The organism is Propionivibrio sp. (assembly GCF_047602565.1).
In the GTDB taxonomy this organism is placed as follows: domain Bacteria; phylum Pseudomonadota; class Gammaproteobacteria; order Burkholderiales; family Rhodocyclaceae; genus Propionivibrio.
The window spans coordinates 3516083-3537828 of record NZ_JASGGX010000001.1 but is presented as its reverse complement, the minus strand read 5'-3'; the positions used below and the strand labels follow the sequence as shown (position 1 = coordinate 3537828).

Sequence of the window (21746 nt, the reverse complement as noted above, 5' to 3'; positions counted from 1 at the left end):
TAATCGCCGGATGCCGCAGACGCCCCGCCCCCCCGAGAACCGCGCCCCGATCCAGCTGCTGCCGGACCTGCTGATCAGCCAGATCGCCGCCGGCGAGGTGGTCGAGCGCCCGTCCTCGGTGCTCAAGGAACTGCTCGAAAACGCGCTCGACGCCGGCGGCACGGCCATCCAGATCCAGCTGGAGGAAGGCGGCGTCAAGCTGATCCGCGTCACCGACGACGGCTGCGGTATCGCGCGCGACGAACTGGCGCTGGCGCTGACCCGCCACGCCACCTCCAAGATCGCCTCGCTGGCCGATCTCGAACGCGTCGCCACGCTCGGTTTCCGCGGCGAGGCGCTGGCCTCGGTCGCCGCGGTCGCCCGCCTCGCGCTGACCAGCCGCCAGGCCGGCTCGGCCCACGCCTGGCGCCTCGCGGCCGAATCCGGCGCGACGCCTGAGCCGGCCGCCCTGCTCGGCGGCACGGTCGTCGAAATGCGCGACCTCTACTACAACACGCCGGCGCGGCGCAAATTCCTCAAGTCCGAAGCCACCGAATTCGCCCACTGCGCCGAAGCCGTCAAACGCATCGCCCTGGCCAACCCGGCCGTGGCCTTCACGCTCGCGCACAACGGCCGCGTCGGCCTGCATCTCGCCCGCAGCGACGCCGCCGGCCGCGCCGGCGCCATCCTCGGCGAGGACTTCCTGGCCGAATCGCGCGCCGTCGACACCGGCCCCGGCCCGCTGCGCCTGGTCGGCCACTGCGCCGCGCCCGCCCATTCGCGGCCGCGCAGCGACGCCCAGTACTGCTACGTCAACGGCCGTTTCGTGCGCGACAAGCTGCTCGCCCACGCCCTGCGCGAAGCCTACCAGGACATGCTGCACGGCAGCCGCCATCCGGCCTACTGCCTGTTCCTCGAAATCGATCCCGCCCTGGTCGACGTCAACGTCCACCCGGCCAAGACCGAAGTCCGCTTCCGCGACGGCCGCGCCGTGCACCAGTTCGTCTTCCACGCCGTGCAGAAGGCGCTGTCCAGTCCGCTGGCGGCAGCCGCCCCGCCGCCATGGGAATCCGCCGCGGCCGCGGCCCGGCCGACCACTGCCGCCGCGGACGCCGCGCCCGCCCGCTCGGCGGCCGGCCAAGCGCCGGCCTGGACGCCGCCGCGCCAGGCCTCGCTGCGCGTCGCGGAACCGGCCACCGCGGCCTACTACGCCTTCAACCGCGCGGCCTTCGCCGCGCCCGCCCCGCAGTCCGCGATGGCAGCGTCCGAGGAGGCGCCCGCCGCCGACGGCGCGCCGCCGCTCGGCTACGCCGTGGCGCAGCTGCACGGCATCTACATCCTGGCCCAGAACGCGCAGGGGCTGGTGCTCGTCGACATGCACGCCGCGCACGAGCGCATCCTCTACGAAAAGCTCAAGAACGCGCTCGACGACCAGCGGATCGCCACGCAGGCGCTGCTCATTCCCGCCGTCTTCGCGGCCGATCCCCTGGACGTCGCCGCCGCCGAGGAGCACGCCCAGGCGCTGCGCGAGCTCGGTTTCGACGTCGCGCCGATGGGTCCGGCGCAGCTCGCCGTGCGCGGCGTGCCCGCGCTGCTGCAGGCCGCCGACCCGGCGGTCCTGGCGCGCAGCCTGCTCGCCGAGCTGCGCGAGCACGGCGTCAGCCAGCTGCTCACGGCGCGGCGCAACGAACTCCTCGCCACCATGGCCTGCCACGGCGCCGTGCGCGCCCGGCGCCAGCTCTCCATTCCGGAAATGAACGCCCTGCTGCGCCAGATGGAAGAAACCGAGCGCGCCGACCAATGCAACCACGGCCGGCCGACCTGGACCCGGCTCTCGCTGCAGGAGCTCGACGCTCTGTTCCTGCGCGGTCGATGACGGCGCATCCGCCCGCCATCCTGCTGATGGGCCCGACCGCGTCGGGCAAGACGGCGGTCGCCTTGTGGCTGGCCGAGCGCTTCCCGGTCGAACTGGTCAGCGTCGACTCGGCGCAGGTTTTCCGCGACATGGACGTCGGTACGGCCAAGCCCGACGCCGCAACGCTGGCGCGCTTCCCGCATCGCCTGATCGACCTGATCAGCCCCGAGGAAGCCTATTCCGCCGCCCGCTTCCGCGCCGACGCGCTGGCCGCGCTGCGGGAGATCGCCGCGCGCGGCCGGATTCCCCTGCTGGTCGGCGGCACCATGCTCTACTACAAGGCGCTGCTCGACGGTCTCGCCGAACTGCCGCAGGCCGACCCTGCCGTGCGCGCCGCGATCGACGCACAGGCCGCCGCGCGCGGCTGGCCGGCCGTACACGCCGAACTGGCCCGCGTCGACCCGGCCACCGCCGCCCGCCTGCACGCCACCGACGCCCAGCGCCTCCAGCGCGCGCTGGAAATCTTCCGGATAGCGGGCCGCCCGATGTCGGAACTGCTCGCCGCGGGGCGGCGGCACCGGCCGCCCTACGACTTCCTTTCGCTGGGCCTGCTGCCCGCCGACCGCGCCGCGCTGCACGCACGCATCGCGCGGCGCTTCGACGCCATGCTCTTGGCCGGGCTGGAAGACGAAGTGGCGCGCCTGCGCGGCAAGTACGTACTCTCGCCGGAACTCCCGTCGATGCGCTGCGTCGGCTACCGGCAGGTCTGGGAGGCGCAGGACGGCCTCATCCCGCGCGGCGAGATGCGCGACCGCGGCATCTACGCCACGCGCCAGCTGGCCAAGCGCCAGATCACCTGGATGACCAACACGCTCCGGCCGGAAACCTTCGACTGCCTGGCCGGCGACGTGTGCGAGCGGATCGGCAGGCGGGTCGAGGCAATGCTATCGGCGGCATGAAAAACGGCTGACGGCCGGAATACGGCCGATAAAGTGCTTGACTTGGAGTGCGCTCCAACTTCTAGGATCGTCCCATGGAATCCCATCTGAGCATCGACGAGGTCGCCAAACGCACAGGCTTGACGGCCTACACCCTCCGCTACTACGAGCGCATCGGCTTGATCGCCCCGGTCGGTCGTGCGGCCGGAGGCCAGCGGCGCTATGCGGCATCGGACATGGCCTGGATCGAATTCCTGCTGCGTTTGCGGACGACGCGCATGCCCATTGGCAAGATGCAGGCGTTCGCCAAACTACGTGGCGCCGGGGACTCGACGGTACCGGATCGCCGCCGGATGCTGGAAGCGCACCTGACGGATGTTCTCGCGAAAATCGAAGCGATGCGCCAATGCGCGGAGCCTTGCAGGCCAAGATCGCGTATTACCGCTCGTTTGAGCAGTCCCTGGCGTCGGAACCACTTTCTGATGAAGGACATGCTGATGAACACCCCAAACCGCTACGAACACGGTCTCGCGAAACTGCGGGAAATCGACGGTGAAGCCGGGGAGCGCGTACTGCAAAGCCTGGATGGCATCGCCCCGGACTTTGCCCGCTATCTGATCGAATTTCCCTTCGGGGACATCTACTCCCGGCCGGGTCTCGACCTGAAAAGCCGCGAGATCGCGGTCGTCGCAGCGCTGACCGCGCTGGGCAACGCGGCACCACAGCTCAAGGTACATATCCAGGGAGCGCTCAATGTGGGTGCAACCCGCACGGAGGTCGTCGAGACCATCATGCAGATGGCTGTTTACGCGGGATTCCCGGCCGCTCTGAACGGACTGGCGGCGGCCAAGGAAGTCTTTGCACAAGGGGGCAATCGATGAAGCGGATCGTCTTCTGCGCCAGCCTTGCAGCGTGCGTGGCGAGTGCTGTCCCTCACCCGGCCACGGCGCAAACTGATGCGCCTTCCGGAATGGCCCCGACCCTATCGCCGCTGCAGCACACTCCCATTCATGACGGTTTGAGTTCTCCCGTCGGAATGGCCTATGACGCCGGCGGCAACCTGTATGTCGCCAACTGGTCGGCCGACACGGTCCTGCGCTTCGGGCCGGACGGCCGGCGCAGCGTCTTCGCCAGGGACCTGCGGGGCCCGTCGGGCCTGGCCATCTCGCCGGCAGGCGACATCTACGTCGCCTCCTACAGCGAGGATCTGGTCTGGCGCTTCACTCCCGACGGAGAGCGAGCCGTTTTCGTCCGGGGGCTGGCGACTCCCGCAGGCCTGTCGTTCGATTCACGAGGGCGCTTGCTGATCGCCAATAGGCGGACCAACCAAATCCTGGCCGCGCATCCAGATGGGAAGATCACGGTTGCGGCCGAAGGGCTGCAGACACCGGTCGGCGCCGTCGAGCTTGCCAACGGAGATCTACTGGTGAGCAACATTGCCGGAGGCATTTCCCTGGTTGCGGGCGGTGTTCGGGCCCGCACCATCAACTCCGACCTGGGAAGCCCCGGCCCGGGCATCGTGCGGGCAGGTGCCGACGCGGCGTACGTCGTGGACTACGGCGGTACGACGGTCAGCCGGATCGATCGCCGCGGCCAGCGCACGGTGATCGCCGACGGTCTGAGCAGTCCGGTTGGCTTGGTGCTCGCCCCCGATGGCAGTTTGACGGTAGCCACCTGGGGAGCAAACGCGGCGTTCCGGATTGCCCGGCCTTAAGTCAGACTGGCCAACGTCGTGATGCAATGAAAAAAGCCCATGCTGTTGATGCATGGGCTTTCTGGGACTTCATCCCCGGCACACCCGGCCGGAGTATTCGGCGTGACGCCGTCTGGGTGCTACATAATCATCTTTAGGTTTGGCCTGCAATGATTTCCCGTCAAGTCTCCAGCGAACACGGCGGACACTGCCACTTCATGCCGGACTTGCCGCAGATCACGACACGGTTTCAATATACCCCCGGCCGATCCGAAAAACCAGCCCGCCGGAAAATTTCCCGCAGACCTCAAGAGGCGCCGTTTCGATCCGTTATTTCCGGTAGATCGACGAACCGAGGAACGTCCGTGAAGATCACGAAAGACACTCCGCGCCGGTTTTTCGCCTCCGGGCTGCCGGCGTCGCTGTCGTCACGCGGCGAGGACACGGGAACCGAGCCCGTGCACACGATCGTCGGCGACCGCGACGCGGCGGCGCGGGCGCTGCCCGAAGAGGCGTCCCGGCAACGGGCGTCCGGCCAGGCCGTGCCGCCCGCGGGCGAGGAGCGCCGCAAGCACGACCGCCGCCAGCGCCAGGTCGACGTCGTGCTCGACACGCGCGTCACGCCCAGCCGGCGGCAGCGCGCATCCATCGACGTGAAAGTGTGAGCAGCGGGTGTAATCAGCGCGCCACGATCATCCGCACGCCGAGCGCCACGAAGATCGTTCCCGCCAGCCGGTCGAGCCACGCGCCCGCACGCGCATGCCGCTGCAGCCATTGCCCGACGCTGCCAGAAAAATAGCCGAGCAGGGCGAACAGCAGCGCCGCCTGGACGGTGAACACGAGGCCCAGCTGCGCGGTCTGCCAGCCGACGTGGCCGCGCCCGGCGACGATGAACTGTGGCAGGAAGGACAGGAAAAAAAGCACCACCTTGGGATTGATGGCGTTGGCCAGCAGGCCCCGGGCGAACAGGCGGGAAAGCGGCTCGTCCGCGCCGCGCATGGCCGCCACCCGCACCTGGCCGCTGCTGCGCAGCGCGCGGATGCCGAGCCAGACGAGGTACAGCCCGCCGCCGATCCTGAGCGCCATGAACGCCATCGGCGACGCGGCGATCAGCGCGCTGACGCCGAGCGCCGCCAGCGCCGTGTGGCTCAGGCAGCCGAAGCCGCAGCCCAGGCCGAAGACGATGCCCTGGGCGCGCCCGCGCGACATGCCGAAGCCCAGCACCATCAGGTTGTCCGGCCCCGGCGAGACGGTGATCAGCACCGCCGCCGCGAGGAAGCCGAGAAACTGCTCAGGCGCCAGCAGCATCCGTCCGCGCCCCGCCGGTCAGGCGACGACGGTGCGCGCCTCGCCGTCCCGGCGCGTTTCGATGCGGCCGATCTCGAGCGCCGGCTCGCCGGCGGCGCGCAGCAGCGCCAGCGCCTGCTGGACGTTCTCTTTCGCCACCACCACGCACATGCCGATGCCGCAGTTGAAGACGCGGTGCATCTCGCTCTCGGCCACGTTGCCGGCGCTCTGCAGCCATTGAAACAGCGCCGGCCGCCGCCACGCCGAGGACTCGATCACCGCCTTGACGTTCTCCGGCAGCACGCGCGGCACATTCTCGGTCAGGCCGCCACCGGTGATGTGCGCCATGCCCTTGACCGGCAGTTCGGCCATCAGCGCCTGCATTGGCTTCACGTAGATGCGCGTCGGCTCCATGATCGCATCGGCCAGCGTGCGCCCGCCGTCGAACGGCGCAGCAAGGTCGGGCTTGGCGACGGCGAGGATCTTGCGCACCAGCGAGTAGCCGTTCGAATGCGCGCCCGACGAAGGCAGGCCGAGCACCGCGTCGCCCGGCACGATGTCCTGGCCGGTGATGATCTGCGACTTCTCCACCACGCCGACGGCGAAGCCGGCCAGGTCGTATTCGCCTGCCGGATACATGCCCGGCATTTCCGCCGTCTCGCCGCCGATCAGCGCGCAGCCGCCCTGTTCGCAGCCCTTGGCGATGCCCTGGATGACGCTCGCCGCGATGTCCACGTCGAGCCGGCCGCAGGCGAAGTAGTCGAGGAAGAACAGCGGTTCGGCGCCCTGCACCAGCACGTCGTTGACGCTCATCGCCACGAGGTCGATGCCGACCGTGTCGTGGCGCTTGAGCTCGAACGCCAGCTTCAGCTTGGTGCCGACGCCGTCGGTTCCCGACACCAGCACCGGCTCGCGATAACGCTTGGGCACCTCGAACAGCGCCCCGAAGCCGCCGAGACCGCCGAGCACGCCCTCGCGCAGGGTTTTCTTGGCGAACGGCTTGATGCGTTCGACGAGGGCGTCGCCGGCGTCGATGTCGACGCCGGCGTCACGGTAGGAAAGGGAAGGCTGCGCAGGTGGCTGAGTCATCTTGGAGTCCCGAACGAGGCTTGTACGCACGGCGGTGGTAGAATCCGTGTCCTGTTGCGAAAATGTTGAATTTTATCTGAAATCCCGGTCCCGCGTGCGCCGGCCCGCCGGCCTTTCCGACCTTCCGATGCGCCAACTGATCCTCGATCTGCTGCCGGAAAATCCGCCCAGCCTCGACAACTTCGTTCCCGGCGGCAACGCCGAGGCGGTGGCCGCGCTCGCCGCCTGGGCGGCGCCGGAAAGCCGCGAAACGTCGCTGCTGCTCTACGGCGAATCCGGCTCGGGCAAGACGCATCTGCTGCGCGCCGGCGCCGACGTCTACCACGACGCGGCCGCCGCGCCCGACCTGGAGGCGGCGGCATCGGGCGATGCGCCGGCGCGCGTCGCCGTCGACAACGTCGAGGCGCTTTCCGGAGCCGGGCAGATCGCCCTGTTCAACCTGTTCAACCGGCTGCGCGCCGCCGGCGGACGCCTGCTCACCGCGGCCGGCCAGCCGCCGCAGCGCCTGCCGCTGCGCGAGGACCTGCGCACCCGGCTCGGCTCGGGCCTGGTCTACCGCCTGCTGCCGCTGGCCGACGAGGAGAAGCAGGCCGCCCTGGCGGCGCAGGCCGCGGCGCGCGCGCTGCCGCTGCCGGCCGGCGCGCTGGATTACCTGCTGGCCCGCGCGACGCGCGACATGCGCCACCTGATGGCCATCCTCGTCGCGCTCGACCGGTATTCCCTGGAACACAAGCGGCCGATCACGCTGCCGCTGCTGCGCGAGGTGCTGCAGCATGCCCCGCCCCACTCCCTTCGGTGACCCCCCTGCCATGAATCTTGCCTTGTTTGACCTCGACAACACGCTGCTGCCCTGCGACAGCGATTTCGAATGGGCGCAATTCCTGATCGAGAAAGGCGTGCTCGATCCGGAAGTCCATGCCGCGAAGAACGACCATTTCTATGCCCAATACCGCGCCGGCACGCTGGACATCCATGAGTTCCTGGATTTCCAGCTGCATCCGCTGTCCCGTCATCCGCGCGCGCAGCTCGACGCATGGCACCGGGAGTTCATGGCCACGCGCATCCTGCCGGCGATCGGCGACGGGGCCCGCGCGCTGGTCCGGCGGCATCTCGACGGCGGCGACCTGTGCGCGCTGGTCACCGCCACCAACAGTTTCGTCACCGGCCCGATCTGCCTGGAGTTCGGCATCGCCAACCTGATCGCCACCGTCCCGGCGCAGGAGGACGGCCAATTCACCGGGCAGGTGCGCGGCGCGCCGTCCTTCCGCGAGGGCAAGATCGCGCGCGTCGAAGCCTGGCTCGAAGCGCTGGGCTTCTGGTGGAGCAGCTTCGCACGGACGTGGTTCTACAGCGATTCGCTGAACGACCTGCCGCTCCTGTCGCGCGTCAGCGACCCGGTCGCCGTCGATCCGGACGCCACCCTGCTCGCCCACGCGCGGCAGGCCGGCTGGACGGTGCTCAACCTGCACGGATGACGATGCCGCGCTTCCTTCCGTCCCGCGCCTTGCCGCGCCAACCCCTCGTCCGCCTTCCAAAAGCAAGAACGATCCAGCGATGATCCGCAAACTCATTTCCCGCGTCTTCGGCCGCAAGTCGCCAGGACGCGCCGGGGAACCCGCCGTGATTCCCCACAACACGCACGGCATCCGCCGCGAAGCCATCAGCAGCGGCAGCCGGCGCACCGTCGAAACCCTGCAGGAGAATGGCTACAAGGCCTTCGTCGTCGGCGGTGCCGTGCGCGACCTGCTGGCCGGCATCAAGCCCAAGGACTTCGACGTCGCCACCGACGCCACGCCCGAGCAGGTGCGCCAGTGCTTCCGGCGCTCGCGCGTGATCGGCCGGCGCTTCCAGATCGTGCACGTGATGATGGGCCAGGAGACCATCGAGGTGACCACCTTCCGCGGCCACCACGGCCAGCAGGACGGTCCCCGCGCGCAGACCGACGAGCAGGGCCGCGTGCTGCGCGACAACGTCTTCGGCTCGCAGAAGGAGGACGCCGCGCGGCGCGACTTCACCATCAACGCCCTGTACTACGACCCGGTGGCGGAAACGGTGATCGATTACCACCATGGCATGGACGATCTTGAGCACAAGACGCTGCGCATGATCGGCAACCCGGTCACGCGCTACCGCGAGGACCCGGTGCGCATGCTGCGCGCCGTGCGCCTGGCGGCCAAGCTGGATTTTGCCATCGACGACGAGACCCGCCGGCCGATCGGCGAGCTCGCCGACCTGATCGAGAACGTGCCGCCGTCGCGCCTGTTCGACGAGATGCTCAAGCTGCTCACCTCCGGCCACTCGGTCAGATGCCTGCAGCGCCTGCGCGCCGAGGGGCTGCACCACGGCCTGCTGCCGCTGCTCGACGTGATCCTCGAACAGCCGCAGGGCAAGCGTTTCGTGACGCTGGCGCTGGAGAATACCGACCGGCGCGTGCGCGAAGGCCGGCCGATCTCGCCGGGCTTCCTGTTCGCCACGCTGTTGTGGAACGAAGTCCTGGCCCGGTGGGATGCGCTCAAGGCGGACGGCGAACGCCCGATCCCGGCGCTGTTCCGGGCCATGGACGACGTGCTCGACGTGCAGGCGGAAAAACTGGCGATCACCCGGCGCGTCGCCGGCGACATCAAGGACATCTGGTCGATCCAGCCGCGCTTCGAGCAGCGCTCCGGCAAGCGCCCCTACGGCCTGCTGGAACAGCCGCGCTTCAAGGCCGGCCTCGATTTCCTGCTGATGCGCGCCGAATCGGGCGAGGTGGACGCCGAACTGGGCAAATGGTGGTCGGACTTCCTCGACGCCGACGGCGCCACGCGCGCCGCCATGCTGCTGCCGCCGGCGCCCGACGCGCCGAAGAAGCGCCGGCGCCGCAAGCGCAAGCCGGCGGCGGACGCCGCGGCCGACGAGCCGGCGGCACCCGCGCCCTCTCCCGAACCGGCCGCATGAGCCGGACCGCCGCATGCCGCTAGCCTTCGTCGCCCTCGGCGCCAACCTCGCCGAGCCGGCCGTCCAGGTCCGCGCGGCGCTCGACGCGCTTTCCCGCCTGCCCGGCTCGCGCCTGCTGCGCGCTTCCTCGCTCTACCGCACCGCGCCGGTGGGCATCCGCAACCAGCCGGACTTCGTCGAACGCGGTGGCGGCGCTGGACACGGAGCTCACGCCGCACGCGCTGCTCGCCGCCCTGTTCGGCATCGAGGCGCAATTCGGCCGCCGCCGCGACTTCCGCCACGCCCCGCGCACGCTCGACCTCGATCTGCTGCTCTACGACGACGCCACGCTCGACACGCCGGAACTGCGCCTGCCGCACCCGCGCATGCATCTGCGCGCCTTCGTCCTGGCGCCGCTCGTCGAAATCGCCCCGGACTGCCGCATCCCGGGGCGCGGCAGCGCCGCCGCGTGGCTGCCGGCCGTGCGCATGCAGCGCATCGAGAAACTCGCCGATTGACCATGCGCGCCCTTTCGCCACCTGCCGGAACTCGGGGGATTCGCTCCGGAGCTTGACCATTTCCGCGCCGCCCTGTGTATCCTAGGCGCGGTTCGTCCCGTCATCCGCCCATGAAAAAGAGTCCGCTCGAATCCGCCCGCCACATCGTCGTCGAAGGCCCGATCGGCGTCGGCAAGACCAGCCTGGCCCGGCGCCTGGCCGAACACCTGGACGCCGACCTGCTGCTCGAACAGCCCGAGGCGAACCCCTTCCTCGCCCGCTTCTACCAGAACCCGCAGCGCTACGCCCTGCAGACGCAGCTGTGCTTCCTCTTCCAGCGCCTCGACCAGATGCGCGAACTGGCCCAGCCCGAGCTGTTCACGCGCACGGTGATCGGCGACTACCTGATGGAAAAGGAACTGCTGTTCGCCGGCCTGACGCTCGGCGACGACGAATACGGCCTCTACCGGCAGATCTACGACCGCGTCTCGCCGCAGGCCGGCCCCGCGCCCGACCTGGTGATCTACCTGCAGGCCAGCCCGGAGACGCTGATCTCGCGCGTGCGCCGGCGCGGCGTCGAAATGGAACGCAAGATCAGCGACGACTACCTGATCCTGCTCGGCGAAAGCTACACCCGCTTCTTCCACGACTACGCGGCCGCGCCGGTGATGGTGGTCAACTCCGAACGCCTCAATTTCGTCGACGACTCCGACGACTTCCTGCTTCTCGTCCAGCGCATCGAAACCATGCGCGGACCCCGCGAATACTTCAACAGAGGAAACTGAACGATGTCCGCACATACCGTCACCCGACGGCTCACCCATTTCGATCTCGCCGGCATGAAGGCCGCCGGCGAGAAGATCGCCATGCTCACCTGCTACGACGCGAGTTTCGCGCGGGCCTGCGACGCCGCCGGCGTCGATTCGATCCTGGTCGGCGACTCGCTCGGCAACGTCGTGCAGGGGCATGAAACCACGCTGCCCGTCACCGTCGAGCACATCGCCTACCACACCGCCTGCGTCGTGCGCGGCTGCCGCCGGCCGCTGATCATCGCCGACCTGCCCTTCGGCAGCTTCCAGGAAAGTCCGCAGATGGCCTACCGCAACGCCGTCGCGCTGATGGCCGCCGGCGCCCAGATGGTCAAGCTCGAAGGCGGCCTGGATCTGGCCGAGACCACGCGCTTCCTGACCGCGCGCGGCATTCCCGTGTGCGCCCACATCGGCCTGACGCCGCAGTCGGTGCACCAGCTGGGCGGCTTCCGCGTGCAGGGCCGCGACGAAGCGGGCGCCACCCGGTTGCTGGCCGACGCGCTGGCCCAGCAGGAAGCCGGCGCCACGCTGATCGTGCTGGAGGCCATTCCCGCGCTGCTGGCCGCCGAGGTCACGGACGGGCTGGCCATCCCGACCATCGGCATCGGCGCGGGCAAGGAGTGCGCCGGCCAGGTGCTGGTGATGCACGACGCACTCGACGTCGCGCCCGGCCGCAAGCCGCGCTTCGTGCGCAACTTCATGGCCGGCCAGGATTCCATCACCGGCGCCTTCGCCGCCTACGTCGCCGCGGTCAAGGACGGCAGCTTCCCGGCGCCCGAACATTGCTACTGAAAACCATGCAGATACACGCTTCCATCCCCGACACCCGCGCCGCGCTGCGCAACAGCGGCCGCATCGTCTTCGTCCCGACCATGGGCAACCTGCACGACGGCCACATTTCGCTGATGCGGCAGGCGCACGCGCACGGCGACACGGTGGTCGCCAGCATCTTCGTCAACCGCCTGCAGTTCGGCCCGCACGAGGATTTCGACAAGTACCCGCGCACCTTCGCGGCCGACTGCGACAAACTGCGCGCGGCCGGTGTCGCCCACCTGTTCGCGCCGACCGAGGCCGACCTGTACCCGGAGCCGCAGCAGTACCTGGTCGACCCGCCGGACATCCAGAACCTGCTCGAAGGCGAGTTCCGGCCGGGGCATTTCCGCGGCGTCGCCACCGTCGTGCTCAAGCTGTTTAACATCGTCCAGCCGCAGGTCGCCATCCTGGGCAAGAAGGACTACCAGCAGCTGATGATCCTGCGCAACATGACGCGGCAATTGGCGCTGCCGGTCGAGATCGTCGGCGGCGAGACGGTGCGCGCCGACGACGGCCTGGCGCTCTCCTCGCGCAACGCCTACCTGACGCCGGCGGAGCGCGCCGAAGCCCCGCGCCTGCACCGCGTGCTGGAAGGCATCCGCGACGCGATACGCGGCGGCGACCGGGAATTCGCCCGCCTGGAGCGCGACGCGGCGGACGAACTCGACCGGAATGGCTGGAAGACCGACTACGTCGCCGTGCGCCGGCAGGCCGACCTGCAGGCGCCGTCGGGCGGCGACGAGGCCCTGGTGGTGCTGGGCGCCAGCCGGCTGGGGCAGCCACGGCTGATCGACAACGTGGAGATCTGAGGCCGCTGCGCTTCTCTGCCGTCTCCCCGCCTCACGCCCACGCCAGCCCCACCACCCCGGCCAGCATGATCGCCGCGCCGGCGATCTGCGACGGTTTCATCTCCTCGCGCAGCAGGCTGGCGCCGATGAAGGTGCCGACCAGCATCGAGATTTCGCGCACCGGCGCGACGTAGCTGACCGGCGCGCGCTGCACGGCGAACAGCACCAGACTGTAGGCCGTCGGCGACAGCAGGCCGACGGCGAGGATCGCGGCGCGGCGGGTTCGCCACTCGCGGCGCAGGTCGTCGATCCGGCGCAGGGCGAACGGCGCGAGCAGCAGCGTGCGCACGGCCAGACCGACCGCGTAGAAGAGGATGGGCACCATGCCCAGCGTCTTGATCGCCCAGCCGTCCAGGACCGTGTAGGCGGCGATGAACGCGCCGGTGGCGGCGCCCCACAGCGCGCCGAGGTGGCGCTTCTGCGCACCGCCGCGCCACAGGCCGGCCCCCCCCGCCGAGACGAACACGCCGGCCAGGATGGCGCCGACGGACACGCCGCCGACCAGGCTCGGCGCTTCCCCGAGCAGGAGGATGGCGACCACCACCGAGAGCATCGGCCCGGTGCCGCGCGCCACCGGGTAGACCACCGCGAAATCGGCCTCCCGATAGGCTTTCTGCAGCGCCAGCGAATACAGCACGTGGATCAGGCCGCTGCCCGCCGCCGCGCACCACATCGTGGCGTCGAAGTGCTGCGGCAGCCGCGTCCAGGTCCACGCCGCGACCGGGGCCGCCGCGACGACGCTGACCACGCCGAACAGGAAGACGAACGCCGCGCCGCCGCCGGCCTTCTTGGCGACGATGTTCCACACGGCATGGCAGAACGCGCCCGCGAGGACCAGCGCCAGGGCGGTGCCGCTCATCGCGCGCGCTCCGGCGGGAAGGAAGGCGGCGGCAGGATTCTGTGTGTTGTCATTCGGTAGTTCATCCGGCGCATTGCCCGGTCTGCTTTCGAAGGGTGAAACGGCATGCGCAATGATCGCCCGATTCGCCGGGGCGCGCCGGCGCCTACATGAGCTAAACTGGGGCCGATCATGAGTAAAACGGATACGAAAAAGGGCGCCCCGCCGCTCAACGCAGTCCGCGTCTTCGTCGCGGCGGCGCGCTGCCTGAGCTTCAGCCGGGCGGCGCGCGAGTTGGGCATGACGCAAAGCGGGGTCAGCCATCACGTCGCGGGGCTGGAACGCCACCTGGGCCATCGCCTGTTCGCGCGCCGCGGCGCCGCGCTGGCGCTGACCGACGCCGGCCGCCTGTACTTCGACACCGTCGGCGAAGCCGTCGCCACCATCGAGCTGGCCACCAGCCAGCTCGCCCCCGCGCCGCCGGGCGGCGGCCTGGTCGTGCGCACCTCGCTGCCGACCTTCGCCATGGCCGTGCTGATTCCGGCGCTGCCGCACTTCACGCACGGACGCGCGCTCGCGGTGGAAGTCGTCACCTCGCTGTCGCCGCCCGCCGCCGAGGACGTTTACGACGTGCTGATTTCCCGCGACCTGGCGGTCGGCGACGACGGCGCGCACTGGATTCTGGCCGCCGAGGAACTGACCTGCGTGGCGACGCCGCAGGTCCTCCGCGACAACACGGGAAAGCCGGTTGACGAGTGGCCGTTCATCATCGCCAAGTCGCGGCCGGACACGCTGGCGGCCTGGACCAACCGGCAGGCCATCGACCCGCACCGCATCCGCATCGCGGCCGCGTTCGAGCATTATTTCCTGGCGATTCCCGCGGCCGTGGCCGGCATGGGCTTCCTCGTCGCGCCGCGCCTGCTGGTCGCCGGGGCGCTGGCCGAGGGCCGGCTGGCGGAAACCGACCGCCCCTCGCTGCGCGGCGACGCCCGCTACCAGGCCTGCATCAACCCGCGCTCGGCGGCGCCGGAGGCGGCGAAGGAGTTTTGCCGCTGGCTGGCCGCGCAGGTCAAGGACGCGCGCGGCAACGGCCGGGACGCCGCGCCGGAGCAGCGCCGCCCGGCCTGAGCGCCTACCGTTCCCCAAAGCTTTCCCGCTGCGCGGAGTCTTTCGCTAGAATGCTTTTTTAAATCCGCAGCAGCACGTTTTCATCCAACCGGCTTCGTCTTTCTTTTTCCCTACGAAAGGATCACACCATGGATCGAGTGTTCAATTTCAGCGCCGGCCCCGCCGCGCTGCCACTGGAAGTCCTGCAACAGGCCCAGGCCGAACTGGTGAACTGGCATGGCAGCGGCATGTCGGTCATGGAAATGTCGCACCGCGGCAAGGAATACATAGGCATCCAGGCCGAGGCCGAGGCGGACCTGCGCGAACTGATGGGCATCCCGGCCAGCTACAAGGTGCTGTTCCTGCAGGGCGGCGCCTCGCTGCAGTTCGCCATGGTGCCGATGAACCTGCTGCGCGGCAAAGCCTCCGCCGATTACCTGAACACCGGCGAATGGTCGAAGAAGGCGATCAAGGAGGCCAAGAAGTACGGCGCGGTCAACGTCGTCGCCTCGTCGGAGGACAAGAACTTCTCCTACGCCCCGGCGCAGTCGCAGTGGAAACTCGATCCGAACGCGGCCTACGTGCACATCACGCAGAACGAGACGATCGGCGGCGTGGAGATCTTCTGGACGCCGGAAACCGGCAGCGTGCCGCTGGTCTCGGACATGTCGTCCACCATCCTGTCGCGGCCGATCGACGTGTCGAAGTTCGGCCTGATCTACGCCGGCGCGCAGAAGAACATCGGCCCGGCCGGGCTGACCATCGTCATCGTGCGCGAGGACCTGCTCGGCCAGACCGTGGCCGGCACGCCGACGATGATGGACTACGCCATCCAGGCCGAGAACGACTCGATGTACAACACGCCGCCGACCTACGCGATCTACATCGCCGGGCTGGTGTTCAAGATGCTCAAGGCCAAGGGCGGCCTGGCGGCGATGGAGAAGCTCAACCGCGCCAAGGCGCAGATCCTCTACGACGTGCTCGACGCCTCCAGCTTCTTCGCTTCGCCGGTGGCCAGGGAAAACCGTTCGCTGATGAACATTCCGTTCACCCTGAAGAACGCGGAGCTCGACGAGGAATTCCTCAAGGGCGCCAAGGCGCGCGGCATGATCCAGTTGAAGGGCCACCGTTCCGTGGGCGGCATGCGCGCCTCGATCTACAACGCCATGCCGGTCGAGGGCGTGCAGGCGCTGGCCGACTACATGAAGGAATTCGAGAAGACCAAGGCCTGAGCGTCCGCACGCGATAGGGGGAACCATGACGCGCAGAATCAAGACGCTCAACGCCATCTCGAAGCAGGGCCTATCGCGCCTGCCGGACACCTACGTGGTCGGCAACGACGTGACCGAGCCCGACGCCATCCTGGTGCGCTCCACCGACATGCACAAGCTGGAGATTCCGGCCAGCCTGCTGGCCGTCGGGCGCGCCGGCGCGGGCACCAACAACATCCCGATCAAGGCCATGAGCGAGAAGGGCATCGTCGTGTTCAACACGCCGGGAGCCAACGCCAACGCGGTCAAGGAGCTGGTCATCGCGGGCATGCTGATGGGCGTGCGCAACGTCGTCCCGGCGCTCAACTTCGCCGCCGGCCTGCAGGGCGACGACGAGTACCTGCACAAGCAGGTCGAGGCCGAGAAGAAGCAGTTCGTCGGCCGCGAGCTGCGCGGCAGCACGCTGGGCATCGTCGGCCTCGGCGCGATCGGCTCGATCCTGGCCGAAGCCGCGCTGGCGCTCGGCATGAAGGTCATCGGCATCGACCCCGAAATCACCGTCGAGGCCGCCTGGCGGCTGCCGTCGCAGGTCAGGAAGGCGGCCAGCGTCGAGGAACTGCTCAAGCATGCGGACTTCGTCAGCCTGCACATCCCGCTGCTGCCGACGACCAAGAACCTGATCAACGCCGAACGCGTGAAGATCATGAAGAAGGGCAGCGTGCTGCTCAACTTCGCGCGCGAGGGCATCGTCGATACGCAGGCGGTGATCGACGGCCTCAACGCCGGCCGCCTGCAGTCCTACCTCTGCGACTTTCCGACCAACCTGCTGCGCCAGCATCCGCGCGCGGTGGCCATCCCGCACCTCGGCGCCTCGACCGAGGAGGCGGAAGAAAACTGCGCGATCATGGTCGCGGAGCAACTGGCCGACTACCTGCAGAACGGTAACATCCTCAACTCGGTCAATTTCCCGAACATCGCCATGCCGCGCGGCTCGCGCTACCGGCTGGCGATCGCCAACGCCAACGTGCCGAACATGCTCGGGCAGATTTCAACCGCACTGGCCTGCGCCGGCCTGAACATCAACAACATGATGAACAAGTCGCGCGGCGAACTGGCGTTCACGCTGGTGGACGTGGAGACCGAGATTCCGCGGCCGGTGATCGACCAGTTGGCGGCCATCCAGGGCGTGCTGCGCGTGCGCTACCTGCCGGGCTGAGACGGGATTCACGCAGGCAAGCCCCCGGCGGAGAGCTCCGCCGGGGGTTTTTCTTTGGGGACCGCCCCGACCTCATCCTTTTCCGGAGGACTACAATGCCCCGTGCGATGTCCCCGCCGCCACTCCATCCCTTTTCCGGCGTTCCCGCCGCATGGAGGACAACATGGTCCGCAACAGCGCCCTCCTCGCCGCACTGCTCGTCCTGATCCCGTCCGCCGGTCCGGCGCAGACGGGCCTGCCCGAAACCTCCGAATACAAGGGAGACATCCGGCGCGGGCCGGACGGCCGCCTGACCGTCGTCGCGCCCGAGCGGGTTCCCGTCGACGCCGCCGACGCCGCGCGGCCGGCCACGCTGAAGGTCGGGCCGCAGGAGCGCGTACGCACGATCAGCGAAGCCGCCCGGCTGGCGCGCAACGGCGACGTCGTCGAAATCCTGCCCGGCGAGTATCGCGGCCAGACCGCGGTATGGACGCAGGACCGGCTGACCATCCGCGGCGTCGGCGAGCGGCCGGTGCTGTTCGCCGATGGCAGGAGCGCGGAAGACAAGGCGCTGTGGGTGGTGCGCGGCGGCGCGATCCGCGTCGAGAACCTCGAATTCCGCGGCGCGCGCGTTCGCGACGGCAACGGCGCCGGCATCCGCTTCGAGCGCGGGCATCTGACCATCCACCGCTGCGCCTTCATCGACAACGAGATGGGCATCCTCACCGACAACAAGCCCGACCTCGCGCTGGACATCAGCGACAGCGAATTCGCCGATGCGCCGCGCCACGACGGCCCGCTGCACCACCTGCTCTACGTCGGCGCCATCGGCCGCTTCACGCTCACCGGCAGCCGCTTCTCGAACGGCTACCGCGGGCACCTCGTCAAGTCGCGGGCGCGCGAGAACCACGTGCGCTACAACCTGATCGCCGACGGCCCGGACGGCAAGGCCTCGTACGAACTGGAATTCCCGAACGGCGGCCTGGCCTACGTCGTCGGCAACGTGATCGCGCAGAGCGCGGCGACCGAGAATTCGGTCATCGTCGCCTACGGCGCCGAAGGTCCGCGCTGGCCGGACAACGCGCTGTACTTCGCGCACAACACGCTGGTCAACGGCCGGCGCGAAGGCGGCGCCTTCCTCAGGCTGTGGTCGGACAAACTCCCCGGCGCCGAAGCCTGGATTCTCAACAACCTGACCGTCGGCAACGGCGACCTGTACCAGCCGCCGCACGGCCGCTTCGAGGGCAACCGGTCGGCGCCCGAAAGCGCCCTGATCGAGTACGGCGGCGTGCCGGCGCGCCTGAAACCGGGCGATCCCCTGCGCGGCGGCGTGCGCATTCCCGGCGCGGCGCGCGGCGAGGAGCTGATGCCGGACGCCGAATTCACGCTCCCCGCCGGCCGGCGTCCGATCCGCCCCGGCAGTTCCGTGGCGCCGGGGGCGTTCCAATAGTCCTGAAGAAAGTCCCGATTCAACCACGGCGAACACGGCGGTCACGGCGAACCCCTTCGTTGGCGCCGCGTTCGAGCCGGGATGAAATGAAACGCCCGCCGTCCGCGCAAGGCGGGCGACGGGCGTAGCGTGTGCGTGCCCGGCAGCGCCGGGCGCGGCGGTGTGCTTCAGGCGGCGGCCGGCACCTCCGCCGCGCGGGAGCGGAAGAACAGCTTGAGCAGTTCCATGGCCACCGGCGAGGCGAAGAAGAACGGCAGCATCATCAGCCAGTCGTCGGCGGACAGCGGCACCGTGTCGAAGAACGGGTTGAGGAAGGGCACGTACACCACCAGCAGCACCGCCAGGAAGGACGCCAGCACCGCCCACACCATCCAGCGGTTGGAGAACACCCCGATGGCGAAGACGCTGTGGTGCTCGGAGCGCGCGGTGAAGGCCCGCAGGAGTTCGGAGCCGCACAGCGTGACGAAGGCGATGGTCTGCGCCGTCATCACGTGGTCCGGATAGCGCAGCAGCGCCAGGTGGAAGACCCACAGGATGGCCAGCGCGTCAACGATGCCGACGACCGCGATGCCGATCGCCATGCTGCGGTTGATGACGTGCTCCCTGGGCGAGCGCGGCGGCTGCTGCATGATGTCCGAATCGCCCTTCTCCAGGCCCAGCGCCAGCGCCGGCGCGCCGTCGCTGACCAGGTTGAGCCACAGGAGCTGCACCGGCAGCAGCGGGATGGGCATGCCGGCGAGCATGGCGCCGAAGACGATGAGGATCTCGCCGATGTTGCAGGCCAGCAGGAAGTACACGAACTTGCGGATGTTCGAATAGATGATGCGGCCCTGCTCGATCGCCGAGACGATGCTGGCGAAGTTGTCGTCGGTGAGGATCATGTCGGCGGTCTGCTTGGCCACGTCGGTGCCGGTGATGCCCATGGCCACGCCGATGTTGGCGCGCTTCAGGGCCGGCGCGTCGTTGACGCCGTCGCCGGTCATGGCCACGATGTGTTCGCGCGACTTCAGCGCCTCGACGATCCGCGTCTTGTGCTGCGGCGACACCCGGCAGCACACGTCGAGCTGCGGCGCCACCTCGGCCAGCTGCGCGTCGCTCATCTGCTCGATTTCCGGCCCGGTGAGCACGCGCCCGCCCGGCGTCAGCAGGCCGATGTCGCGGGCGATGGCCTGCGCCGTGTCCTTGTAGTCGCCGGTCACCATGATGCTCTTCAGGCCCGCGCCGCGCGCCACCTTCAGCGCCTCGATCACTTCCGGGCGCGGCGGGTCGATCATGCCGAGCAGGCCGATGAACACCAGCTCCCGCTCGACGGTTTCCGGCGTCATCTGCCCCGGAATCTCCGCCAGCGGACGGTAGGCCACGGCCAGCACGCGCAGCGCGCTGGCGGCCATGCCCTGGTTCTGTTCGAGAATCGCCCGGCGCATGTCCGCGTCCAGCTCGACGGCCTGCCCCGCCGCCGCGTAGTGGGTGCACAGGTCGAGCACCACGTCCGGCGCGCCCTTGACGAAGGCGATGACCGAAGCCGACTCCGGCAGGCCGACCGCCCCGCGCGCCGCCCACTGCGCGGTGGCGTGCAGCGTGCTCATCCGCTTGCGTTCGGAATCGAAGGGGATTTCCTGCACGCGCGGCAGCGTCTTCTGCAGCTCCGCGCCCAGGTAGCCGGCCTTGGCGCCGGCCACCACCAGCGCGCCCTCGGTCGGGTCGCCGATGATGCGCCAGCCTTCCTTGCCGCTGTCGCTGTCCTCGCCGTTGCGGTCCAGCCGCGCGTCGTTGCACACCAGCGCGCCCTGCAGCAGCAGCGCGGCGTCCGCGTCGCCGCGGGGATCGAAGGCCGCGTCGCCGACGAAAAACTGTCCCACCGGGTTGTAGCCCTCGCCGGTGACGCGGAAGCGCCTGCCGCCCGCCCAGGCCTGCACCACGGTCATCTGGTTCTGCGTCAGCGTGCCCGTCTTGTCCGAGCACACCACCGTGGCGCAGCCGAGCGTCTCGACGGCCGGCAGTTTGCGGATCAGGGCGTTGTGCCGGATCATGCGCTGCATGCCCAGCGCCAGACAGATCGTGACGATCGCCGGCAAACCTTCCGGCACGGCGGCGATGGCCAGACTCACCGCCGTCATGAACAGGGTCACGATGTCCTTCTTCTCCGTCTCCAGGTAGTGCATGAAGCCGTCGGTGAAGGCGCTGGCCAGATGCGTGTCGCGGAACAGGCCGTAGATGAACACCAGCGCGCAGATCACCAGGCACGAGGTGCCGAGCAGCTTGCCCAGGTGTTCGAGCTTCTTCTGCAGCGGCGTGCTCTCCATCTCGAAGGACTGGATCATCTCCGCGATCATGCCGATCTGCGTGTTCATGCCGGTGCCGGTGACGACGCCGCGGCCGCGGCCGTAGGTGATCATGGTGCCCATGAACGCCGTGTTCCTGCGGTCGCCGAGCGGAATCTCGCCGTCGAGCACCGGCGTCGCATCCTTTTCGACCGGCACGGATTCGCCGGTCAGCGACGCTTCCTCGATCTTCAGGTTGGCCGTCTCGACCAGGCGCAGGTCGGCCGGCACGTAGTTGCCGGCTTCCAGCAGCACGATGTCGCCGACGACGATCTCGCGGCCGGGAATCGTCACGATGTGCCCGCCGCGCAGGACCTGCGCGTTCGGCGCCGACATCTTCTTGAGCGCGGCGAGCGCCTGCTCGGCCTTGGATTCCTGCACCACGCCGACCACCGAGTTGAGCACCACGATGAACAGGATGGCCACCGAATCCACCACCTCGCCGAGGGCCAGCGAAATGACCGCCGCCACGATGAGGATGATCACCAGGTAGTTGTTGAGCTGGTCCCAGAGCATCGCCATGAAGCCCGGACGCGGCTTCTCGGTCAGTTCGTTGGCCCCGAACCGGTCCAGGCGCGCCTGCGCCTCCTGCGGCGTCAGGCCCTCTTCCAGATGCGTCTGCAGCTCACGCGCGACGTCTTCGATCGGTTTGCCGTGCGCATTCTGATCTTGCATGGAACATCCCCCTTGTGGTCGATTGGCGATGGTTTCGAGAACCGGTATCACGCGATATTTCTGTTTCTTCTTTCTGGTCGCGCCATGTCCGCACGAAAGGAACGCCGATTCCGCCTGCGCGTCGACTCTCCCGGGCGAAGCGATCCTTGCTCGCCCGAAACAGACCACATTCCGTGAAATGGCCGTGCCGGCTGGACTTCAGCCCGTTACGCGACAACTGGCTTG

The 21746-nt window shown here is 69.0% G+C and carries 20 protein-coding genes and 1 pseudogene; 17 read left to right on the top strand and 4 right to left on the bottom strand.

All coding sequences use genetic code 11. The features are described 5' to 3' along the window. Nucleotides 1-10: 10 nt before the first annotated feature. From mutL to QM701_RS16765, 5 genes are all read left to right on the top strand, one after another. Nucleotides 11-1855: a DNA mismatch repair endonuclease MutL gene (gene mutL, locus QM701_RS16785; RefSeq protein ID WP_415168152.1), complete on the top strand. Its 1845-nt coding sequence runs from the start codon at nt 11-13 to the stop codon at nt 1853-1855. Next, nucleotides 1852-2793, top strand: a complete 942-nt coding sequence (miaA, locus tag QM701_RS16780; RefSeq protein WP_415168151.1) for a tRNA (adenosine(37)-N6)-dimethylallyltransferase MiaA — start codon at nt 1852-1854, stop codon at nt 2791-2793. The genes mutL and miaA overlap by 4 nt, the downstream gene beginning before the upstream one ends. Before the next feature lie 74 nt (nt 2794-2867). Further along, nucleotides 2868-3653: a carboxymuconolactone decarboxylase family protein gene (locus QM701_RS16775; protein ID WP_415168150.1), complete on the top strand. Its 786-nt coding sequence runs from the start codon at nt 2868-2870 to the stop codon at nt 3651-3653. After that, nucleotides 3650-4486, top strand: a complete 837-nt coding sequence (locus QM701_RS16770) for an NHL repeat-containing protein (protein WP_415168149.1) — start codon at nt 3650-3652, stop codon at nt 4484-4486. The genes QM701_RS16775 and QM701_RS16770 overlap by 4 nt, the downstream gene beginning before the upstream one ends. A 344-nt stretch (nt 4487-4830) precedes the next feature. Next, nucleotides 4831-5130 (top strand): hypothetical protein, encoded by a 300-nt coding sequence (locus QM701_RS16765; RefSeq protein WP_415168148.1) that lies wholly within the window; start codon nt 4831-4833, stop codon nt 5128-5130. Nucleotides 5131-5143: 13 nt separating this feature from the next. Here the strand turns inward: QM701_RS16765 and QM701_RS16760 are convergent, their stop codons facing one another. Both QM701_RS16760 and purM read right to left on the bottom strand, forming a co-directional pair. Then, nucleotides 5144-5773, bottom strand: coding sequence for a LysE family translocator (locus tag QM701_RS16760; RefSeq protein WP_415168147.1), 630 nt, complete (start codon nt 5771-5773; stop codon nt 5144-5146). A gap of 18 nt (nt 5774-5791) precedes the next feature. Beyond that, a complete protein-coding gene (gene purM / locus QM701_RS16755) occupies nt 5792-6841 on the bottom strand; it encodes a phosphoribosylformylglycinamidine cyclo-ligase (RefSeq protein ID WP_415168146.1) in 1050 nt (349 codons plus the stop codon). 127 nt (nt 6842-6968) lie between these two features. On the opposite strand from purM, the gene hda reads away from it, so the two are divergent. The 8 genes and pseudogenes from hda (at nt 6969) to panC (ending at nt 12685) form a co-directional block, all read left to right on the top strand. Beyond that, on the top strand, nt 6969-7640 hold the full coding sequence (gene hda / locus QM701_RS16750) for a DnaA regulatory inactivator Hda (RefSeq protein ID WP_415168145.1): 672 nt from the start codon (nt 6969-6971) through the stop codon (nt 7638-7640). 10 nt (nt 7641-7650) lie between these two features. Then, complete coding sequence (locus QM701_RS16745) at nt 7651-8316, top strand: HAD family hydrolase (RefSeq protein ID WP_415168144.1); 666 nt, start codon at nt 7651-7653, stop codon at nt 8314-8316. A gap of 79 nt (nt 8317-8395) precedes the next feature. Then, on the top strand, nt 8396-9778 hold the full coding sequence (pcnB, locus tag QM701_RS16740; RefSeq protein ID WP_415168143.1) for a polynucleotide adenylyltransferase PcnB: 1383 nt from the start codon (nt 8396-8398) through the stop codon (nt 9776-9778). Between the two features lie 13 nt (nt 9779-9791). Continuing rightward, nucleotides 9792-9896: pseudogene (locus tag QM701_RS16735) on the top strand (2-amino-4-hydroxy-6-hydroxymethyldihydropteridine diphosphokinase); the annotation flags it as partial. Between the two features lie 67 nt (nt 9897-9963). Further along, nucleotides 9964-10275: a 2-amino-4-hydroxy-6-hydroxymethyldihydropteridine diphosphokinase gene (folK, locus tag QM701_RS16730; RefSeq protein WP_415168142.1), complete on the top strand. Its 312-nt coding sequence runs from the start codon at nt 9964-9966 to the stop codon at nt 10273-10275. A 110-nt stretch (nt 10276-10385) separates the two neighbouring features. Then, on the top strand, nt 10386-11039 hold the full coding sequence (locus QM701_RS16725; protein ID WP_415168141.1) for a deoxynucleoside kinase: 654 nt from the start codon (nt 10386-10388) through the stop codon (nt 11037-11039). 3 nt (nt 11040-11042) lie between these two features. Further along, complete coding sequence (gene panB / locus QM701_RS16720; protein WP_415168140.1) at nt 11043-11855, top strand: 3-methyl-2-oxobutanoate hydroxymethyltransferase; 813 nt, start codon at nt 11043-11045, stop codon at nt 11853-11855. Between the two features lie 5 nt (nt 11856-11860). Next, the gene (gene panC, locus QM701_RS16715) at nt 11861-12685 is read left to right on the top strand and encodes a pantoate--beta-alanine ligase (RefSeq protein ID WP_415168139.1); all 825 of its coding nucleotides are present in this window, start codon (nt 11861-11863) and stop codon (nt 12683-12685) included. 31 nt (nt 12686-12716) lie between these two features. On the opposite strand, the gene QM701_RS16710 is transcribed toward panC, so the two are convergent. Continuing rightward, a complete protein-coding gene (locus QM701_RS16710; RefSeq protein WP_415168138.1) occupies nt 12717-13583 on the bottom strand; it encodes an EamA family transporter in 867 nt (288 codons plus the stop codon). Between the two features lie 171 nt (nt 13584-13754). Between QM701_RS16710 and QM701_RS16705 the strand changes: the two genes are divergently transcribed. From QM701_RS16705 to QM701_RS16690, 4 genes are all read left to right on the top strand, one after another. Continuing rightward, the gene (locus tag QM701_RS16705; protein ID WP_415168137.1) at nt 13755-14690 is read left to right on the top strand and encodes a LysR family transcriptional regulator; all 936 of its coding nucleotides are present in this window, start codon (nt 13755-13757) and stop codon (nt 14688-14690) included. 128 nt (nt 14691-14818) lie between these two features. Continuing rightward, on the top strand, nt 14819-15901 hold the full coding sequence (gene serC, locus QM701_RS16700) for a 3-phosphoserine/phosphohydroxythreonine transaminase (RefSeq protein ID WP_415168136.1): 1083 nt from the start codon (nt 14819-14821) through the stop codon (nt 15899-15901). A gap of 25 nt (nt 15902-15926) precedes the next feature. After that, entirely contained in the window at nt 15927-17096 is a 1170-nt protein-coding gene (locus QM701_RS16695) for a phosphoglycerate dehydrogenase (RefSeq protein ID WP_415168135.1), read from the top strand. A 163-nt stretch (nt 17097-17259) separates the two neighbouring features. Further along, nucleotides 17260-18525, top strand: a complete 1266-nt coding sequence (locus tag QM701_RS16690; protein ID WP_415168134.1) for a hypothetical protein — start codon at nt 17260-17262, stop codon at nt 18523-18525. A 167-nt stretch (nt 18526-18692) separates the two neighbouring features. Here the strand turns inward: QM701_RS16690 and QM701_RS16685 are convergent, their stop codons facing one another. Next, the gene (locus QM701_RS16685) at nt 18693-21521 is read right to left on the bottom strand and encodes a calcium-translocating P-type ATPase, SERCA-type (RefSeq protein ID WP_415168133.1); all 2829 of its coding nucleotides are present in this window, start codon (nt 21519-21521) and stop codon (nt 18693-18695) included. Nucleotides 21522-21746: the final 225 nt, after the last annotated feature.

Excerpts from the sequence above, each read along its gene's own strand:
- mutL (WP_415168152.1), top strand. The coding sequence starts at position 11 with ATGCCGCAGACGCCCCGCCCCCCCGAGAACCGCGCCCCGATCCAGCTG.
- miaA (WP_415168151.1), top strand. The coding sequence starts at position 1,852 with ATGACGGCGCATCCGCCCGCCATCCTGCTGATGGGCCCGACCGCGTCG.
- QM701_RS16775 (WP_415168150.1), top strand. The coding sequence starts at position 2,868 with ATGGAATCCCATCTGAGCATCGACGAGGTCGCCAAACGCACAGGCTTG.
- QM701_RS16770 (WP_415168149.1), top strand. The coding sequence starts at position 3,650 with ATGAAGCGGATCGTCTTCTGCGCCAGCCTTGCAGCGTGCGTGGCGAGT.
- QM701_RS16760 (WP_415168147.1), bottom strand. The coding sequence starts at position 5,773 with ATGCTGCTGGCGCCTGAGCAGTTTCTCGGCTTCCTCGCGGCGGCGGTG.
- purM (WP_415168146.1), bottom strand. The coding sequence starts at position 6,841 with ATGACTCAGCCACCTGCGCAGCCTTCCCTTTCCTACCGTGACGCCGGC.
- hda (WP_415168145.1), top strand. The coding sequence starts at position 6,969 with ATGCGCCAACTGATCCTCGATCTGCTGCCGGAAAATCCGCCCAGCCTC.
- QM701_RS16745 (WP_415168144.1), top strand. The coding sequence starts at position 7,651 with ATGAATCTTGCCTTGTTTGACCTCGACAACACGCTGCTGCCCTGCGAC.
- pcnB (WP_415168143.1), top strand. The coding sequence starts at position 8,396 with ATGATCCGCAAACTCATTTCCCGCGTCTTCGGCCGCAAGTCGCCAGGA.
- QM701_RS16725 (WP_415168141.1), top strand. The coding sequence starts at position 10,386 with ATGAAAAAGAGTCCGCTCGAATCCGCCCGCCACATCGTCGTCGAAGGC.
- panB (WP_415168140.1), top strand. The coding sequence starts at position 11,043 with ATGTCCGCACATACCGTCACCCGACGGCTCACCCATTTCGATCTCGCC.
- panC (WP_415168139.1), top strand. The coding sequence starts at position 11,861 with ATGCAGATACACGCTTCCATCCCCGACACCCGCGCCGCGCTGCGCAAC.
- QM701_RS16710 (WP_415168138.1), bottom strand. The coding sequence starts at position 13,583 with ATGAGCGGCACCGCCCTGGCGCTGGTCCTCGCGGGCGCGTTCTGCCAT.
- QM701_RS16705 (WP_415168137.1), top strand. The coding sequence starts at position 13,755 with ATGAGTAAAACGGATACGAAAAAGGGCGCCCCGCCGCTCAACGCAGTC.
- serC (WP_415168136.1), top strand. The coding sequence starts at position 14,819 with ATGGATCGAGTGTTCAATTTCAGCGCCGGCCCCGCCGCGCTGCCACTG.
- QM701_RS16695 (WP_415168135.1), top strand. The coding sequence starts at position 15,927 with ATGACGCGCAGAATCAAGACGCTCAACGCCATCTCGAAGCAGGGCCTA.
- QM701_RS16690 (WP_415168134.1), top strand. The coding sequence starts at position 17,260 with ATGGTCCGCAACAGCGCCCTCCTCGCCGCACTGCTCGTCCTGATCCCG.
- QM701_RS16685 (WP_415168133.1), bottom strand. The coding sequence starts at position 21,521 with ATGCAAGATCAGAATGCGCACGGCAAACCGATCGAAGACGTCGCGCGT.